Origin of the sequence: Streptomyces prunicolor NBRC 13075, from assembly GCF_000367365.1 — a bacterium.
Lineage (GTDB): Bacteria > Actinomycetota > Actinomycetes > Streptomycetales > Streptomycetaceae > Streptomyces > Streptomyces prunicolor.
Genome location: NZ_BARF01000049.1, coordinates 13,507 through 32,034, shown reverse-complemented (window position 1 = coordinate 32,034; position 18,528 = coordinate 13,507). Strand labels below are relative to the sequence as shown.

The 18,528-nt window shown below is 68.6% G+C and carries 13 protein-coding genes and 1 pseudogene; 11 read left to right on the top strand and 3 right to left on the bottom strand.

Annotated features, from left to right (window positions below; all coding sequences use genetic code 11):
- Positions 1-54: 54 nt before the first annotated feature.
- From metH to SPR02S_RS21780, 3 genes are all read left to right on the top strand, one after another.
- Positions 55-3,573, top strand: a complete 3,519-nt coding sequence (metH, locus tag SPR02S_RS21790) for a methionine synthase (RefSeq protein WP_026150759.1) — start codon at positions 55-57, stop codon at positions 3,571-3,573.
- Between the two features lie 150 nt (positions 3,574-3,723).
- Positions 3,724-4,419 (top strand): HAD family hydrolase, encoded by a 696-nt coding sequence (locus SPR02S_RS21785; protein WP_019059119.1) that lies wholly within the window; start codon positions 3,724-3,726, stop codon positions 4,417-4,419.
- 427 nt (positions 4,420-4,846) lie between these two features.
- Positions 4,847-6,451, top strand: coding sequence for an ABC transporter substrate-binding protein (locus tag SPR02S_RS21780; RefSeq protein WP_019059118.1), 1,605 nt, complete (start codon positions 4,847-4,849; stop codon positions 6,449-6,451).
- 199 nt (positions 6,452-6,650) lie between these two features.
- On the opposite strand, the gene SPR02S_RS21775 is transcribed toward SPR02S_RS21780, so the two are convergent.
- Both SPR02S_RS21775 and SPR02S_RS56070 read right to left on the bottom strand, forming a co-directional pair.
- Positions 6,651-7,322 (bottom strand): response regulator, encoded by a 672-nt coding sequence (locus SPR02S_RS21775; RefSeq protein WP_019059117.1) that lies wholly within the window; start codon positions 7,320-7,322, stop codon positions 6,651-6,653.
- 609 nt (positions 7,323-7,931) lie between these two features.
- Positions 7,932-9,041: a RecB family exonuclease gene (locus tag SPR02S_RS56070; protein ID WP_019059116.1), complete on the bottom strand. Its 1,110-nt coding sequence runs from the start codon at positions 9,039-9,041 to the stop codon at positions 7,932-7,934.
- Positions 9,042-9,216: 175 nt separating this feature from the next.
- On the opposite strand from SPR02S_RS56070, the gene SPR02S_RS21765 reads away from it, so the two are divergent.
- The 3 genes from SPR02S_RS21765 (at position 9,217) to SPR02S_RS21755 (ending at position 12,746) form a co-directional block, all read left to right on the top strand.
- On the top strand, positions 9,217-10,971 hold the full coding sequence (locus SPR02S_RS21765) for a site-2 protease family protein (RefSeq protein ID WP_019059115.1): 1,755 nt from the start codon (positions 9,217-9,219) through the stop codon (positions 10,969-10,971).
- Positions 10,972-11,021: 50 nt separating this feature from the next.
- Positions 11,022-11,930 (top strand): tRNA (adenine-N1)-methyltransferase, encoded by a 909-nt coding sequence (locus SPR02S_RS21760; protein WP_019059114.1) that lies wholly within the window; start codon positions 11,022-11,024, stop codon positions 11,928-11,930.
- 234 nt (positions 11,931-12,164) lie between these two features.
- The gene (locus SPR02S_RS21755; RefSeq protein ID WP_019059113.1) at positions 12,165-12,746 is read left to right on the top strand and encodes a hypothetical protein; all 582 of its coding nucleotides are present in this window, start codon (positions 12,165-12,167) and stop codon (positions 12,744-12,746) included.
- A 17-nt stretch (positions 12,747-12,763) separates the two neighbouring features.
- Here the strand turns inward: SPR02S_RS21755 and SPR02S_RS21750 are convergent, their stop codons facing one another.
- Positions 12,764-13,069 (bottom strand): ferredoxin, encoded by a 306-nt coding sequence (locus tag SPR02S_RS21750; protein ID WP_026150758.1) that lies wholly within the window; start codon positions 13,067-13,069, stop codon positions 12,764-12,766.
- A 386-nt stretch (positions 13,070-13,455) separates the two neighbouring features.
- Here SPR02S_RS21750 and arc point away from each other — a divergent pair, with 386 nt between their 5' ends.
- From arc to prcB, 5 genes and pseudogenes are all read left to right on the top strand, one after another.
- On the top strand, positions 13,456-15,222 hold the full coding sequence (gene arc, locus SPR02S_RS21745; protein ID WP_019059111.1) for a proteasome ATPase: 1,767 nt from the start codon (positions 13,456-13,458) through the stop codon (positions 15,220-15,222).
- A gap of 243 nt (positions 15,223-15,465) precedes the next feature.
- Positions 15,466-16,977, top strand: a complete 1,512-nt coding sequence (gene dop / locus SPR02S_RS21740; RefSeq protein WP_174447560.1) for a depupylase/deamidase Dop — start codon at positions 15,466-15,468, stop codon at positions 16,975-16,977.
- Between the two features lie 155 nt (positions 16,978-17,132).
- Positions 17,133-17,351, top strand: a complete 219-nt coding sequence (locus tag SPR02S_RS21735; RefSeq protein WP_019059109.1) for a ubiquitin-like protein Pup — start codon at positions 17,133-17,135, stop codon at positions 17,349-17,351.
- 173 nt (positions 17,352-17,524) lie between these two features.
- Positions 17,525-17,716, top strand: a pseudogene (locus SPR02S_RS62285) (endonuclease VII domain-containing protein); the annotation flags it as partial.
- Positions 17,668-18,513: a proteasome subunit beta gene (gene prcB / locus SPR02S_RS21725; RefSeq protein ID WP_026150757.1), complete on the top strand. Its 846-nt coding sequence runs from the start codon at positions 17,668-17,670 to the stop codon at positions 18,511-18,513. The pseudogene SPR02S_RS62285 and the gene prcB, both read left to right, overlap by 49 nt.
- Positions 18,514-18,528 lie beyond the last annotated feature (15 nt).

The following is an 18,528-nucleotide window of genomic DNA, read 5'->3' as shown; positions in this document are numbered from 1 at the left end:
GTTCCCGGGGAAGCCGCAAAGCCGACAGCCGTCGCACTCCAGGGAGCCCCTTTCATGGCCTCGTCGCCACTGACCCCTTCTGCTGACAGCCGGACCCGTGTGTCCGCGCTCCGAGAGGCACTCGCCACCCGCGTGGTGGTCGCCGACGGAGCCATGGGCACCATGCTCCAGGCACAGGACCCCACCATCGAGGACTTCGAGAACCTCGAAGGCTGCAACGAGATCCTGAACATCACCCGCCCGGACATCGTCCGCTCGGTCCACGAGGAGTACTTCGGCGTCGGCGTGGACTGCGTCGAGACGAACACCTTCGGCGCGAACCACTCCGCCATGGCCGAGTACGACATCCCCGAGCGCGTCCACGAACTCTCCGAGTCCGGCGCCCGCATCGCCCGCGAGACCGCCGACGACTTCACCGCCCGCGACGGCCGCCAGCGCTGGGTCCTCGGCTCCATCGGCCCCGGCACCAAGCTGCCCACCCTCGGCCACATCGGCTACGCCACCCTCCGCGACGGCTTCCAGGCGAACGCCGAGGGCCTGCTCGCCGGCGGCGCCGACGCCCTGATCGTCGAGACCACCCAGGACCTCCTCCAGACCAAGTCGTCGATCCTGGGCGCCCGCCGCGCCATGGAGGCGACCGGCGTCGACGTACCCCTGCTGGTCTCCATGGCCTTCGAGACCACCGGCACCATGCTCCTGGGCTCCGAGATCGGCGCCGCGCTGACCGCGCTCGAACCCCTCGGCATCGACATGATCGGCCTGAACTGCTCGACGGGCCCCGCCGAGATGAGCGAGCACCTGCGCTATCTCGCCCGCCACTCCCGCACCCCGCTGCTCTGCATGCCGAACGCGGGCCTGCCCATCCTCACCAAGGACGGCGCCCACTTCCCGCTCGACCCCGAGGGCCTGGCGGACGCCCAGCAGCACTTCGTCCACGACTACGGCCTGAACCTGGTCGGCGGCTGCTGCGGTACGACCCCCGAGCACCTGCGCCAGCTCGTCGAGCGCGTCCGCGAGGCCACGCCCACCGAGCGTCACCCCCAGCCCGAGCCGGGCGCCGCGTCGCTCTACCAGACGGTCCCGTTCCGCCAGGACACCGCCTACATGGCGATCGGCGAGCGTACGAACGCCAACGGCTCGAAGAAGTTCCGCGAGGCCATGCTGGACGCCCGCTGGGACGACTGCGTGGAGATGGCCCGCGACCAGATCCGCGAGGGCGCCCACATGCTGGACCTCTGCGTGGACTACGTCGGCCGCGACGGCGTCGCCGACATGGAGGAACTGGCCGGCCGCTTCGCCACCGCCTCCACCCTGCCGATCGTCCTGGACTCCACCGAAGTCCCGGTCATCCGGGCCGGGTTGGAGAAGATCGGTGGCCGCGCGGTCATCAACTCCGTCAACTACGAGGACGGCGACGGCCCCGAGTCCCGCTTCGCGAAGGTCACCAGGCTGGCGCAGGAACACGGCGCCGCCCTCATCGCGCTGACCATCGACGAGGAGGGCCAGGCCCGCACCCCGGAGCACAAGGTCGCCATCGCCGAGCGGCTGATCGAGGACCTCACGACGAACTGGGGCATCCACGAGTCGGACATCCTCATCGACACCCTGACCTTCACCATCTGCACCGGCCAGGAGGAGTCCCGCGGCGACGGCATCGCCACCATCGAGGCGATCCGCCGCCTCAAGGCCCGCCGCCCGGACGTGCAGACCACGCTGGGCCTGTCCAACATCTCCTTCGGCCTCAACCCGGCCGCCCGCGTCCTGCTCAACTCCGTCTTCCTCGACGAATGCGTCAAGGCGGGCCTCGACTCGGCGATCGTGCACGCCTCGAAGATCCTCCCGATCGCCCGCTTCACCGAGGAAGAGGTGCAGACGGCCCTCGACCTGGTCTACGACCGCCGCGCAGAGGGCTACGACCCGCTCCAGAAGCTGATGGCCCTCTTCGAGGGAGCCACCACCAAGTCCCGGACGGCGGGCCGCGCCGAGGAGCTGGCCGCCCTCCCGCTGGACGAGCGGCTCAAGCGGCGGATCATCGACGGCGAGAAGAACGGCCTGGAGACCGACCTGGCCGAGGCGTTGGAGACCCGTCCCGCTCTCGACATCGTCAACGCGACACTCCTGGACGGCATGAAGGTCGTCGGCGAACTGTTCGGCTCCGGCCAGATGCAGCTGCCGTTCGTGCTCCAGTCCGCCGAGGTCATGAAGACCGCGGTCGCCTATCTCGAACCGCACATGGAGAAGTCGGACGCCGAGGGCAAGGGCACCATCGTGCTCGCCACGGTGCGCGGCGACGTCCACGACATCGGCAAGAACCTCGTCGACATCATCCTGTCCAACAACGGCTACAACGTCGTCAACCTCGGCATCAAGCAGCCGGTTTCCGCGATCCTGGAAGCCGCCGAGGAGCACCGCGCGGACGTCATCGGCATGTCCGGCCTCCTGGTCAAGTCCACGGTGATCATGAAGGAGAACCTCCAGGAGCTCAACCAGCGCAAGATGGCCGCCGACTACCCGGTCATCCTGGGCGGCGCCGCGCTGACCCGCGCCTACGTCGAGCAGGACCTGCACGAGATCTACGAGGGCGAAGTCCGTTACGCCCGCGACGCGTTCGAGGGCCTGCGCCTGATGGACGCCCTGATCGGCGTCAAGCGCGGTGTGCCCGGCGCGAAGCTGCCCGAGCTCAAGCAGCGCAGGGTGCGGGCGACGGCGGCCGTCACAGAGGTCGAGGAGCGCCCCGAGGAGGGCCACGTCCGCTCCGACGTGTCCATCGACAACCCGATCCCCGAGGCGCCGTTCCGCGGCACCCGGGTCATCAAGGGCATCCAGCTCAAGGAGTACGCGTCCTGGCTGGACGAGGGCGCCCTCTTCAAGGGCCAGTGGGGCCTCAAGCAGGCCCGCACGGGCGACGGACCGACCTACGAGGAACTCGTCGAGACCGAGGGCCGCCCCCGCCTGCGCGGCCTGCTGGACAAGCTCCAGACCGACAACCTGCTCGAAGCGGCCGTCGTCTACGGCTACTTCCCCTGCGTGTCCAAGGACGACGACCTGATCATCCTGGACGACGAGGGCAACGAGCGCACCCGCTTCACCTTCCCGCGCCAGCGCCGCGGCCGCCGTCTCTGCCTGGCCGACTTCTTCCGCCCGGAGGAGTCCGGCGAGACCGACGTCGTCGGCTTCCAGATCGTCACCATGGGCAACCGCATCGGCGAGGAGACCGCGAAGCTCTTCGAGGCGAACTCCTACCGCGACTACCTCGAACTGCACGGCCTGTCCGTCCAGTTGGCCGAGGCGCTCGCCGAGTACTGGCACGCGCGCGTGCGGTCCGAACTCGGCTTCGCCGGCGAGGACCCCACCGACGTCGAGGACATGTTCGCCCTCAAGTACCGCGGCGCCCGCTTCTCCCTCGGCTACGGCGCCTGCCCCGACCTGGAGGACCGCGCGAAGATCGCCGCCATGCTGGAGCCGGAGCGCATCGGCGTCCACCTCTCGGAGGAGTTCCAGCTGCACCCGGAGCAGTCCACGGACGCGATCGTCATCCACCACCCGGAGGCGAAGTACTTCAACGCGCGCTGAGCGACCTCCGAGCGCTGAATCCACAGGCGCACGGAACGGACGAGCACACTGATCGGATAAGTCGTACACTGGTCGGTCCACCGCAGGCCGGTCGCCCTTGTAGGTATCAGGGGCGGCCGGCCTGATCGTCCCTCAAGGAGGTGCGCCAGGATGACCAGCACGGTCCCCGCGCTCGGAACCCGTACGGCCGAAGGCTCAGCACTCCAGGCCGTACTCCTCGACATGGACGGCACCCTGGTGGACACCGAGGGCTTCTGGTGGGACGTCGAGGTCGAGGTCTTCGCCGCCCTCGGACACACCCTCGACGACTCCTGGCGCCATGTCGTGGTCGGCGGCCCCATGACCCGCAGCGCCGGCTTCCTGATCGAGGCCACCGGCGCCGACATCGCCCTCGCCGAACTGTCCGTCCTGCTCAACGCGGGCTTCGAGGACCGCATCGGGCGGGCCCTGCCGCTGATGCCGGGCGCCGCCAGACTCCTGGCCGAGCTGGCGGAGTACGAGATCCCCACGGCCCTGGTCTCCGCCTCGCACCGGCGCATCATCGACCGCGTCCTGACCGCGCTCGGCCCCCAGCACTTCGCGCTGACGGTGGCCGGCGACGAGGTGGCGCGTACCAAGCCGTACCCCGACCCGTATCTGCTGGCCGCCGCCGGACTCGGCGTCGACCCGGCCCGCTGTGCCGTCGTGGAGGACACCGCGACCGGTGTCGCGGCGGCGGAGGCGGCGGGCTGCCTGGTGGTGGCCGTGCCGTCCGTGGCGCCCATCGCCCCGGCCGTCCGGCGCACCGTCGTGACCTCGCTGGAAGTCGTCGACCTGGCATTTCTGCGCGGACTGATGGCCGACTGATGACGGAAATGCGCCAGCTGTTCACCGAGCGTGCAAAGTCCAATGGTGCCAATGGGAAAGGAATTCGGACCCGGCCGACCGGCCGAATTCCGTTGCTCTCCAACCGAGTTGAAGCGTGTGAGGTTCCCCACGTGCCGGAGGGTCGACATCGTCGTCGCCCTGTGCTGTTCACCCCATTTCCGAGGCCGATCACGCACCCTTGTGTCCCGATTGGTGAAACCCTGCACTAATCCTTCCCTCGACGGGTTTTCGGTCTGTCCACAGCCGGTTCCGCTGCGTGATGGGAACTCAACTACGGTGACCGTGAACCCCCGTGCGGGTCCGGACTAATCTCAACGCGAGAACATCGCCCTTACCCCCGTGATCGACATCACCACCCCATGTATGTCGGGTACACGGACTCGAACAGCTCTGGAGAAACTCCCGCATGAACCGCAAGACTTTGGTGCTGCCGGCCGTCGTCGGCCTGCTCGCGCCGGTGCTCGCCGCGTGTGGCGGCTCCGGCAGCGGGAGTTCCAGCGACGATGCGATCATCGTCGGCACCACGGACCGGTTCGAGGCGACGAAGGACGCTCCGGCGCCGCTCGACCCCGCCTACGCCTACGACGTCGGCACCTGGAACATCCTGCGCCAGACCGTGCAGACCCTGATGATCCAGCCCAAGGGCGAGGGCGACCCGGTGCCCGAGGCCGCCGAGAAGTGCGGCTTCACCGACACCGGCAACGAGCGCTACGCCTGCACCCTGCGCGAGGGTCTGAAGTTCGCCAACGGCGACAAGATCACCGCGGAAGATGTGAAGTACTCCGTCGACCGCGCGATGCGCATCAAGGCCGACAGCGGTGTGTTCGCCCTGCTGTCCACCGTCGACACCGTCGAGACCCAGGGCGACCGCGAAGTCATCTTCCACCTGAAGACGGCCGACGCCACGTTCCCGTACAAGCTGTCCACTCCCGTCGCCGGCATCGTGAATCCGGACGACTACCAGAAGGACAAGCTGCGCGACGGTTTCGACATCGACGGCTCCGGCCCGTACACCCTCTCGGTCGCGAAGAAGGACGACGCGATCACCACGGCCACGTTCACCAAGAACCCCAATTACAAGGGTGCTTTGAAGGTGAACAACACCAAGGTCGAGATGCGTACCTTCGCGGACGCCGACGCCATGGGCAGCGCCATCAACAAGGGCGACATCGACGTCATGACGCGCACCATGACGCCGGAGCAGATCCAGAAGCTCAGCGACGACACGGACGGCGACGTCGACCTCGTCGAGATGCCCGGCCTCGAAATCCGCTACCTGGGCTTCAACACCAACGCCCCGACCGTGAAGACCAAGGCCGTACGCGAGGCGATGGCCCAGATCATCGACCGCGGCGAACTCGTCTCCAAGGTCTACGGCACCGAGGCCGAGCCGCTCTACTCCATGGTCCCGGCGACCATCACGGGCCACTCGAACTCGTTCTTCAACAAGTACGGCGACCCGAGCGTCTCCAAGGCCAAGACGCTGATGGAAGCGGCCAACATCACCACTCCGGTGAAGCTGACCCTGAACTACACGACCGACCACTACGGCTCGGCCACCAAGGAAGAGTTCGAGCAGCTCCAGAAGCAGCTCAACGACAGCGGCCTGTTCGACGTCAGCATCAAGGGCACCCCCTGGGCGACGTTCCGCCCGGCCGAGCAGAAGGGCAAGTACGACGTCTACGGGATGGGCTGGTTCCCGGACTTCCCCGACGCCGACAACTACCTCGCGCCCTTCCTCGACAAGGACAACACCCTCGGCTCGCCGTACGTCAGCACCAAGATCAGGAGCACCCTGATCCCGGAGTCCCGCCGCGAGGCCGACCGGCTCGCCGCGTCCAAGAGCCTCACGGCCATTCAGGACATCGTCGCCACCGACGTCCCGCTGATCCCGCTGTGGCAGGGCAAGCAGTACGTCGCCGCCCGCGACGACGTCACGGGCACCGCATACGTGCTCAACTCCTCCTCGACCCTCCAGCTCTGGGAGCTGGGCCGCGGCGTGGGCAACTGACGCTCCGACCGGCACACGCAGTACTCAAGCTCGACCAGTGGCCAGCCCCGCCGACTCCGGCGGGACTGGCCACCGGCCTGTGGACCGGACACGGCAGCAGCTGACCCGGGCCCGCACACACAGAAGAGGGCGCCCTGTCAGGAAGGGGCGCCCTCTTCGTACATACGGCTGCCTGCTGCGACTACGACGGCTACTGCGGCTACTGCGCGCCGGGACGCACCAGACCACTCTCGTACGCGTACACCGCGGCCTGCACCCGGTCCCGCAGGCCCAGTTTGGTGAGGACGTGCCCCACGTGCGTCTTGACGGTGGTCTCGCTGACGAAGAGATCGGCGGCGATCTCGGCGTTCGACAGCCCGCGCGCCACCAGCTTCAGCACCTCGACCTCACGCTCGGTCAACGTGTGCAGGGCGTCCGGGACGGGCTCGTCACCCGACGGCAGATGGCTGGCGTACTTGTCGAGCAGCCGCCGCGTGATGCTGGGCGCGAGCATGGCCTCACCGGAGGCCACCACCCGGATCGCCTGCACGAGTTCGTTCGCCGGCGCGTCCTTGAGCAGGAAGCCACTGGCACCGGCCCGCAACGCCTCCACGACGTACTCGTCGAGGTCGAACGTGGTCAGCACCAGCACCTTCGCCGGACCGTCCCGCCCGGGACCGGTGATCTGCCGGGTCGCCTCCACCCCGTCCATCCGCGGCATACGGATGTCCATCAGCACCACATCGGGCTGCAGAGCCCGCACCTGGTCGAGCGCCTGCAGTCCGTCACCGGCCTCGCCGACGACCGCGAGATCCTGCTCCGCCTCCAGAATCATCCGGAACCCGGTTCGCAGCAGCGGCTGGTCATCAACCAGTAGGACGCGGATGGCCACGTGAATCTCCTTCGCTAGCCCGGCCCCATTCTGCCCTGCGCACCGCCACTCGACTCGACCGGCCTTGCGGGCGGCTACGGGGTGGCCCGGTGGGGGACGGGGCCGACTTCAGGATGGAACGCGGTTCGCGGTGTCAGGGCTTCTGAAGGGGACGCGGTTTACTACGGCCCCCGGCGCGAGGTTCGTCCGTCCCCCGTGACTCCCCGGCAGAGAGATCGTCCGAAGCCTCCAACTCCCCGATGAGGACGGCGTGCGGCACCTCGGGCTCCCCACCCGGGGATATGCGCGGCGCCTCCGCCCCTCCGGCGGAAACACCGCCCTGCGTCTCTGGACGCGCGGCGGAAACCCCCTCGGGCGCTTCGCACCCGTGCCGGAGGTCCGGAAATACCGACCGCGATCTCCGGACCTCCAACGGAAGTACCGCCCGCCGCCCTGGCGCCCCCGTCCGCCCCGTCGCCCCCGGCCCAGGGCGGTGACACGGTTGGCAACCCAGCCCCGTGCCTTGAGGGATCGTCCGCAGCCACCGGCCCCTGGAAGAGACCGCTGGGTGCCTCGCACCGAGACGCAGTCCCCTCCGTACAGACACCAGGTGAAGAGTCCGTCCGTCGCCTAAGACCCCGTGCCGGAGAGGCCGTCCGCAGCTCCCGGCCCGCTGGCGGGAACGCCACCTACACCCTTGGCCTCCCCGGCAGAAACACCGTCCACCACCTCCGGACCTGCAGCGGAAGCACCGCCGACCACCTCCACACCTTCAGCGGAAACGCCCGCCCCCGAACCCCCGCCAGAACCCCCGTCAGCCCTCCGTACCGGCAACGGATACGGCGGGGGAGTGCCGCCGAACTCCGGGCACACCGACTGGTGGTCGCACCAGCCGCACAGCTTGGTCGGGCGCGGGCGCCACTCGCCGGTCTCCGTGGCCAGCCGGATCGCCTCCCACAGGGCCAGCAGCTTGCGCTCCACCCGCTCCAGGTCGGCGATGACGGGGTCGTACGTCACGACGTCCCCACTGCCCAGATACACCAGCTGGAGCCGACGCGGAACGACCTGCTTCAGCCGCCAGACCACCAGGGCGTAGAACTTCATCTGGAACAGCGCACCCTCGGCATACTCGGGCCGAGGCGCCTTGCCCGTCTTGTAGTCGACGATCCGCACATCACCCGTGGGCGCCACATCGACCCGGTCGATGATCCCGCGCAGCTTCAGTCCCGAATCCAGCTCGGCCTCGACGAACATCTCCCGCTCGGCGGGCTCCAGCCGTGTCGGATCCTCCAGCGAGAACCACCGCTCGACCAGCCGCTCCGCCTCCCCGAGCCAGCGCGCCAGCCGTTCGCCCTCCGGATCATCGGCGAACAGCTCCACGACCTCCGGCCGGGACTCCCGCAACCGGTCCCACTGCCCGGGGATCAGCGACTTGGCCCGCGGCGCCGTGCGCTCGGCCGCCGGCGCGTCGAAGAGCCGCTCCAGCACCGAGTGCACCAGGGTCCCCCTGGTCGCCGCCTCGCTGGGCTTCTCGGGCAGCCGGTCGATCACCCGGAACCGGTACAACAACGGGCACTGCATGAAGTCACTGGCACGCGAGGGCGACAACGAGGCGGGCGCTATGGCCACGCGCCCGACCACGCCCACCGTCCCCGTCTCCACCGTCACCGCCGCGGTCGGCCCCGCCGCCGCGCCCTCGTCGCCGACTGTCCCCGCGACGCCCTCCGCACTGGTCTCCATGCCCACGAACCTTACGGCCCGCCACTGACAGTGACCCGATCCCGCCCGACGCACCCGCGACGGCCGGGGAAACGCGGGGGGTGCCGGGGCGGAACGCGTCGCGACCGCCGCATACCATCGACCCGAGACCCCTCCGCCCGGCTGGCGCGGAGGATGCTTCGAACGAGGGGACACCGTGGACGAGAGCGGCGGGAGCGGGCAGCCGCGGTCCGGCACCAACGAGCCGACCGAACACGCCCCGGGTGCCACGACCCCGACCACCGACCCCGGCACTCCCGAACCGAAACCGGACGACTCCGCCCACCAGAACCCCGACTCATCGCCCCAGGAACACGGGACCGCGAAGCCATCGTCCGGGGAGCCCGGGGAGGCGAGCACGTCGATCGAGCACACCGATCGGGACGACAGCTCGGAGCAGGTCACACCGCTCGCGCCCGCAGCAGGGCCCAGTACGGAGCCGGGAACACCGTCCGAGTCCTCCGAGTCCGCCGAGAACAGCGCTGCCGAGACGCCGACGCCCTCAGGGTCCACCGACCCCGCCACACCCCAGCACACGGCGCCCGAGGCGACCGCACAGGACCATGGCCGGCCCAACACGCCGCCCGCTCACCTGAACGGCGAGCCGAAACGTGACGGCACGCCCACGGGCAACGAGCACGGCGCCGACCAGCCGAGCCACCCCAACCTCCCCTACGCCCACACAGACCCCCACGCCCGACCCGAATCCACCTCCACCCCCAGCCCCATCGCCAAGGGCCGCCCCCCACAGCGCCCCAAGGAGCCCGGCGGCGGCCTGCTGATGGGGCGGCCCTTCGGCGTGCCCGTCTACGTGGCCCCCAGCTGGTTCCTCGTAGCCGCGCTCATCACCTGGGTGTTCGGCGGCCAACTCGATCGCGTGCTGCCCGAACTCGGCGCCGCCCGCTACCTCGTGGCCCTCTTCTTCGCGGTCGCCTTCTACGGCTCGGTCCTGGTGCACGAACTCGCCCACACCGTCGCCGCGCTCCGCTTCAAACTCCCGGTCCGCCGCATCCAGTTGCAGTTCTTCGGCGGTGTCTCCGAGATCGAGAAGGAGGCCGAGACCCCCGGCAGGGAGTTCGTGCTGGCCTTCGTCGGCCCGCTGCTCTCGCTGATCCTCTCGGGCGTCTTCTACCTGGCCATGCTGCCCGTCGAACCCGGCACCGTCCCGGGCGTCCTGCTGGCCGGCCTGATGGTCTCCAACCTCATCGTGGCCGCCTTCAACCTCCTGCCCGGCCTGCCCCTCGACGGCGGCCGCATGCTCCGCGCGGTCGTCTGGAAGATCACCGGCAGGCCCATGAGCGGCACCATCGCCGCCGCCTGGGTCGGCCGCGCCCTCGCCGTCTCCGTCCTGATCGGCCTGCCGCTGCTCACCCAGACCGGCGCCCTCGGTACCAACACCGAGGACATCAGCGGCATGGACACCGTCACCGACGCCCTGCTCGCCGCGATCCTCGCCGCGATCATCTGGACCGGCGCCGGCAACAGCCTCCGTATGGCCCGACTGCGCGAGCACCTCCCGGAACTGCGCGCCCGCAACCTCACCCGCCGCGCGGTCCCCGTCGAGACCAACACCCCGCTCTCCGAGGCCCTGCGCCGCGCCAATGCCGCCGGCGCCCGCGCCCTGGTCGTCGTCGACGCCGACGGCCAGCCCCTCTCCCTCGTCCGCGAGGCCGCCATCGTCGGCGTCCCCGAACACCGCCGCCCCTGGGTCGTCGTCAGCGGCCTCGCCCAGGACCTCACGGACGGCATGCGCGTCTCCGCGGAGCTCGCCGGAGAGGACCTCCTGGACGCCCTGCGCGCCACCCCCGCCACCGAGTACCTCGTGGTCGAGGAGACCGGCGAGATCTACGGCGTCCTGTCCGCCGCCGACGTCGAGCGCGCCTTCGTGAAGGCCATGGCCCGCCCCAACTGAGGCACGCGCGCGTGGTCGGCGGCCCCCACAAACGCCGGTACGCTGGTCACATGTCCGAACCGACCGGTGCCGCCCGCAGGCGCGGGCCCTTCAAGGTCGGGGACCAGGTTCAGCTGACCGACCCCAAGGGCCGCCACTACACGTTCACGCTCGAAGCCGGGAAGAATTTCCACACCCACAAGGGTTCCTTCCCGCACGACGAACTGATCGGTGCTCCCGAGGGCAGCGTTGTCCGCACCACCGGAAACGTCGCCTACCTCGCGCTGCGCCCCCTGCTCCCCGACTACGTCCTGTCCATGCCCCGCGGCGCCGCCGTGGTCTACCCCAAGGACGCGGGGCAGATCCTGGCCTTCGCGGACATCTTCCCCGGCGCCCGCGTCGTGGAAGCAGGCGTGGGCTCCGGCTCGCTCAGCAGCTTCCTGCTGCGCGCCATCGGCGACCAGGGCATGCTGCACTCCTACGAGCGCCGCGAGGACTTCGCCGAGATCGCCCAGCAGAACGTGGAGCGCTACTTCGGCGGCCCGCACCCCGCCTGGCAGCTCACCGTCGGCGACCTCCAGGACAACCTGTCCGACCTGGACGTGGACCGCGTCATCCTCGACATGCTCGCCCCCTGGGAGTGCCTGGAGGCCGTCTCCAAGGCCCTCGTGCCCGGCGGCATCCTGTGCTGCTACGTCGCGACCACCACCCAGCTCGCGCGGACCGTCGAGTCCATCCGCGAGATCGGCTCCTTCAACGAGCCGACCGCCTGGGAGACGATGCTCCGCAACTGGCACGTCGAGGGCCTGGCCGTCCGCCCCGACCACCGGATGATCGGCCACACCGGCTTCCTCCTCACCGCCCGCCGCCTCGCGGACGGCGTCGAGCCGCCGATGCGCCGACGCCGCCCTTCCAAGGGTGCCTACGGCGACGACTACACCGGCCCGAACGCCGACGGTGGCGGCGCGGCCGGCCGCTGAGCCGCACGCAAGGGCGGCCCTGTGCCGCACTCAACGCACGAACGCCGTGGCTGAGTTCCCGAAAGTCTCCGGGAACTCAGCCACGGCGTCTTCGTTCTGACGTACCGACACCCCGCCGGACTCTCCCGTGTGACCGGGCGAACGAACTGTCGACCCCGCCGTTCCCCCGCACCGTGCCGTGTGGCAGCATGCAGGCCACCCCCACCGGCACAGCCCTCACAGGAGACACTCCTAGTGCAGCACTCCGCCGTCCCGGAACTGGAACTGGCACACACGAACACCCGCCCCATCCACTGGGTCGCCACCGCCACGGCTCTCGCCGGTGTCGTGGCCCTCTCCTCGGGCCTGCAGCCCGACTCCGCGCACGCCGCCCAGGCCGCCGGCCCGCAGACCAAGTCCGCGCCCGCCGCCGCGGCCCCCGCGACCACAGGAGTTGCCTTCCCCCTCGACTGCGGCCCCGTGAAGGCCGTCGTACAGAAGAAGGCATCCGGAGACCTCGACGGCGACGGCCGGCCGGAGACGGTCGCCGTGGTCCACTGCGACGCGGGCATGGGCACCCCGCCCGACGGCGTCTACGTCCTCACCCGGGGCGCCGGAGCCGCCAAGCCGCGCGTCGTCGCCACCCTGGTCGCCCCGAAGGCTCGCGAGACCGTCACCACCTTCGCCGTACGCGACGGCGCGGTCCTCGCGACACTGCTCGGCTACTCGACGGCGGACGTGCCCAGTTGCTGCCCCGACGTGAAAGAAACCGCCAAGTGGCAGTGGCAGAACGGCAAGTTCGTCCGCTCCACCCCCGGCAACGCCCAGAACGTCTGACGACGACCCGCTGAACCTCAGGCCGCGTCGGGCCCGTACACCTCGACCCGGTCCGCGACCCGGCGCACATGGATGCAGTCACCGGGGCACTCCTTGGCGGAGTCCACGACATCGACCAACAGCGGCAGCGGTACGAGCGTGGTGGCGCCCTTGTCCTGCAACAGCTCGTCGTCCGGGCTCTTCACATAGGCCAGACCGTCGATGTCCAGCTCGAAGACCTCGGGGGCGTACTGGACGCAGATCCCGTCGCCGGTACAGAGGTCCTGGTCGATCCAGACCTCCAGCGCCTCGCCGTCGGCCGCGGCCTCGTCCTGCACGGTGATGTCTCCTGTTTCCGCCGGGTGTTGAACATCTTCGACCCTACCTCCGACCGCCCGAACGACCTTTCTCCGCGATCTCAGGTTTTACGCCACCGCATGACGGACACTGTCCGCATGGACACTCTCCGTCAGGAGCACCATGGCCGGTTTCCATCGGGCGTCGAACCCGTCCGCACGGCAACTCACGTCCGCCGTGAAGGTTTTTGACCAACCCGGCCTTGGAACAGTCCGCTTCTGAATCACGTTGAGTGGGTATCCACACGGCGTGAGGGAGAGCGCTGGGTGACCGACGACACACCTTGACAGTCTTTGTGATCTAGGGGTTTCAATCGACACCCACCCAGGTAGGGTCTGGAAGCGTCCAGCTCCCCTTGGAGGAGGTGAGGACCGTGGCAGCCCACGACGACGACATGAACCGCGGCATCCGCCCGGGACGAGGGTCCGACGACCCGTCCGGGCAGATTGCCTACCTTGAGCAGGAGATCGCCGTCCTGCGACGTAAGCTCGCCGACTCTCCGCGACACACGAGGATTCTCGAAGAGCGGATCGTCGAGCTGCAGACCAATCTGGCCGGGGTGTCCGCCCAGAACGAGCGACTCGCCAACACGCTCCGTGAGGCCCGCGACCAGATCGTGGCCCTCAAGGAAGAAGTCGACCGGCTCGCACAGCCGCCGGCCGGCTTCGGTGTCTTCCTCGTGGCCAACGAGGACGGCACAGCGGACATCTTCACCGGCGGTCGCAAACTCCGGGTGAACGTCAGCCCAAGCGTGGAACTCGAAGAGCTCCGCCGCGGCCAGGAAGTAATGCTCAACGAAGCGCTCAACGTGGTCGAGGCCATGGAGTACGAGAGCGTCGGCGACATCGTCACCCTCAAGGAGATCCTCGAGGACGGCGAACGCGCCCTCGTGCAGGGGCACACCGACGAGGAACGGGTGGTACGGCTCGCCGAGCCGCTCCTGGACGTCGTCATCCGCCCCGGCGATGCCCTGCTGCTGGAACCTCGTTCCGGCTATGTCTACGAGGTCGTACCGAAGAGCGAGGTCGAGGAACTCGTCCTCGAAGAGGTCCCCGACATCGGCTACGAGCAGATCGGCGGTCTGGGCGGCCAGATCGAGATGATCCGCGACGCGGTCGAACTGCCGTACCTCTACCCCGACCTCTTCAAGGAGCACGAACTGCGGCCGCCCAAGGGCGTCCTGCTGTACGGGCCCCCCGGATGCGGCAAGACGCTCATCGCCAAGGCCGTCGCCAACTCGCTGGCCAAAAAGGTCGCCGAGGTCACCGGCCAGGCCACCGGCAAGAGCTTCTTCCTCAACATCAAGGGCCCCGAGCTCCTCAACAAGTACGTCGGTGAGACGGAGCGGCAGATCCGCCTCGTCTTCCAGCGTGCACGTGAGAAGGCCAGCGAAGGCACTCCCGTCATCGTCTTCTTCGACGAGATGGAGTCCCTCTTCCGCACCCGTGGTTCCGGTGTCAGCTCGGACGTGGAGAACACCATCGTCCCCCAGCTGCTCGCCGAGATCGACGGCGTGGAAGGCCTGCAGAACGTGGTCGTCATCGGCGCCTCGAACCGCGAGGACATGATCGACCCCGCCATCCTGCGCCCCGGCCGCCTGGACGTGAAGATCAAGATCGAACGTCCCGACGCCGAGGCCGCCAAGGACATCTTCGCCAAGTACCTCACCGAGCGCCTCCCGCTCCACCCCGACGACGTCGGAGAGCACAGCGGCGACAAGACCACCACCGTCCAGAGCATGATCCAGACGGCCGTGGAGCACATGTACACGGAATCCGAGGAGAACCGCTTCCTGGAGGTCACCTACGCCAACGGTGACAAGGAAGTCCTCTACTTCAAGGACTTCAACTCCGGCGCCATGATCGAGAACATCGTGGGCCGGGCCAAGAAGATGGCCATCAAGGACTTCCTCGACCAGAAGCAGAAGGGCATCCGCGTCTCGCACCTCCTCCAGGCGTGTGTGGACGAGTTCAAGGAGAACGAGGACCTGCCCAACACCACCAACCCCGACGACTGGGCCCGGATCTCCGGAAAGAAGGGCGAACGGATCGTCTACATCCGTACGCTCATCACCGGGAAGCAGGGCGCCGACACCGGACGCTCCATCGACACGGTGGCGAACACCGGTCAGTACCTGTAAGAACAGGGCGGCTGCGGGTGCCCTCGGCGGGTACCCGCAGCCGACTGTTTTTCAGGCCATGACCGAACAAGGGGCGCGCGAGGCAATGACGCAAATGATCTCCCCACCAGCGCAAAGCCGTTCTAGGCTCTTCGGTACCGCCGAGTCGCGCAGTGCGGGGACGGGCACCGCACACGCACCGGAGCGCCAGCGGTACTTGAGCGGTGCCCCCGACCGAGGGCGCCGCCGGGCAAGGAGGGCCGCATGACCGTACGGCGAGTAATGGGCATCGAGACGGAGTACGGGATCTCCGTCCCCGGCCACCCCAACGCCAATGCCATGCTCACCTCGTCCCAGATCGTCAACGCCTACGCGGCGGCGATGCACCGGGCCAGGCGGGCCCGCTGGGACTTCGAGGAGGAGAATCCGCTGCGGGACGCGCGAGGCTTCGACCTCGCCCGGGAGGCCGCCGACTCCAGCCAGCTCACCGACGAGGACATCGGCCTGGCCAATGTCATCCTCACCAACGGCGCACGGCTCTACGTCGACCACGCGCACCCGGAGTACAGCTCCCCCGAGGTCACCAACCCCATGGACGCCGTCCTGTGGGACAAGGCCGGCGAGCGCATCATGGCGGAGGCCGCGGAGCGCGCGGCCCAACTCCCGGGCGCCCAGCCGATCCATCTCTACAAGAACAACACCGACAACAAGGGCGCCTCCTACGGCACGCACGAGAACTATCTGATGAAGCGGGAGACCCCCTTCTCGGACATCGTGCGCCATCTGACACCCTTCTTCGTCTCGCGCCAGGTCGTCACCGGAGCGGGCCGCGTCGGCATCGGCCAGGACGGGCACGAGCACGGCTTCCAGCTCAGCCAGCGCGCCGACTACTTCGAGGTCGAGGTCGGTCTGGAGACCACCCTCAAGCGCCCGATCATCAACACCCGCGACGAACCGCACGCGGACGCCGAGAAGTACCGCCGCCTGCACGTGATCATCGGCGACGCGAACCTCTCCGAGATCTCGACGTATCTGAAGCTCGGCACCACGGCCCTCGTCCTCTCCATGATCGAGGACGGCTTCATCGCCGTCGACCTGGCCGTGGACCAACCCGTCCGCACCCTCCACCAGGTCTCCCACGACCCCACTCTCAAGCGCCTGGTCACCCTCCGCAGCGGCCGGACCCTCACCGCGGTCCAGCTGCAGATGGAGTACTTCGAGCTCTCCCGCAAATACGTCGAGGAGCGCTACGGCTCCGACGCGGACGACCAGACCAAGGACGTGCTGGCCCGCTGGGAGGACACGCTCAACCGGCTGGAGAACGACCCGATGAGCCTGGCCGGCGAACTGGACTGGGTCGCCAAGCGCGAGCTCATGGAGGGCTACCGGCGCCGCGACGGCCTCGACTGGGACGCGGCCCGGCTGCAGCTGGTCGACCTCCAGTACGCGGACGTACGGGCCGAGAAGGGCCTCTACAACCGCCTGGTGGCCCGCGGCCGCATCAAGCGCCTGCTGGACGAGGACACGGTCGAGCGGGCGCGTACGACGCCTCCGGAGGACACGCGCGCGTACTTCCGCGGACGCTGCCTGGAGCAGTACGCCGACGACGTCGCGGCGGCCTCCTGGGACTCCGTGATCTTCGACCTCCCGGGCCGGGACTCGCTCCAGCGCGTCCCAACCCTGGAACCGCTTCGCGGAACGCGTAATCACGTCAAGGAGCTCCTTGACCGCTGCCGAACCGCGGAAGACCTGGTCAGGGTCCTGTCGGGCGGCTGACAGGACCCTCGGGTTCCGGGCGCCGGGCAGGGTGGAATGTCCGGTGGCCGGGAATCATCGAGATGGCCGCCGTACGTTGTAGGAACTGCGGGGCCGATGTCAGTCCCTGCAAGTAGGGTCTGATCAAGAACGTCGAACCGAGCGGGGTGAGGGTTATGGCGACCAAGGACACCGGCGGCGGACAGCAGAAGGCGACGCGCTCTACCGAGGAGGTCGAGGAGCAGGCCGTTGAGACGGAGGCTTCCGATGAACTCAAGGAGCGCCACGAGAAGCTGAGCGACGATGTCGACTCGGTTCTGGACGAGATCGACGACGTACTCGAAGAGAACGCCGAGGACTTCGTGCGCTCCTTCGTTCAGAAGGGCGGCCAGTAGGCCGCTCTACCCTTCGATTCGAAGGTGAACGGGGTGGCGTGGTGGCAGGCGAGTCGAAGATGAAGTGCTGCGTGCGGTGTGGCGAGTCCAAGCCGCACGCAGTCTTCGCATCCGAGTGCACGAATCGCGTGCGATTCGGGGTGAGCCAGCCGAGTTCACAGGGGCATCGGAATGCCTCCGCCGTTCATGTGGATCACTGCCACCAGACGGGTAGGGTCCGAGGCGTACTGTGCTTCAACTGCAATTCCGGCATCGGCCTGTTGAGGGATGACCCCGCAGCTGTGTACCGAGCTGCCGACTACCTGGAAGGAAACGCGTGGAAGCCAACACTCGTAGCACCGGGCGTCTACCAGCTGCCTTCCTGACGCCTGGGTCGTCGTCCTTCATGGACTTCCTCTCCGACCATCAGCCGGAGATGCTCCCGGGCAACCGGCAACTGCCGCCCACCCAGGGCGTCATCGAGGCTCCGCACGGCACGACGATCGTCGCTGTCACGTTCCCCGGTGGCGTGGTGCTCGCCGGTGACCGGCGGGCCACCATGGGCAATGTCATCGCGCAGCGGGACATCGAGAAGGTGTTCCCCGCGGACGAGTACTCGGCTGTTGGCATCGCCGGCACCGCCGGTCTCGCCGTCGAGATGGTCAAGCTCTTCCAGTTGGAGCTGGAGCACTTCGAGAAGGTCGAAGGCGCCCAACTCTCCCTGGAGGGCAAGGCGAACCGACTGTCCACCATGATCCGTTCCAACCTCGGCATGGCCATGCAGGGCCTTGCCGTGGTCCCGCTCTTCGCCGGCTTCGACGTGGACCGCGGCATCGGCCGCATCTTCTCCTACGACGTGACGGGCGGCCGTTCCCAGGAGCTCGGCTACGCGGCCACCGGCTCCGGTTCGGTGTTCGCGCGGGGCGCCATGAAGAAGCTCTTCCACGACGGACTGACCGAGGCCGAGGCCACGACCCTCGTGGTCCAGGCGCTCTACGACGCGGCTGACGACGACTCGGCGACCGGTGGTCCCGATGTCGCCCGCCGGATCTACCCGATCGTCACCGTGATCACCGAGGACGGCTTCCGCCGGCTCACCGACGACGAGTCCTCCGAGATCGCCCGCTCGATCCTGGAACGGCGACTGCAGCAGCCCGACGGCCCGCGCGCCGCGCTGCTCTGACCGAGGGCCCGTTCT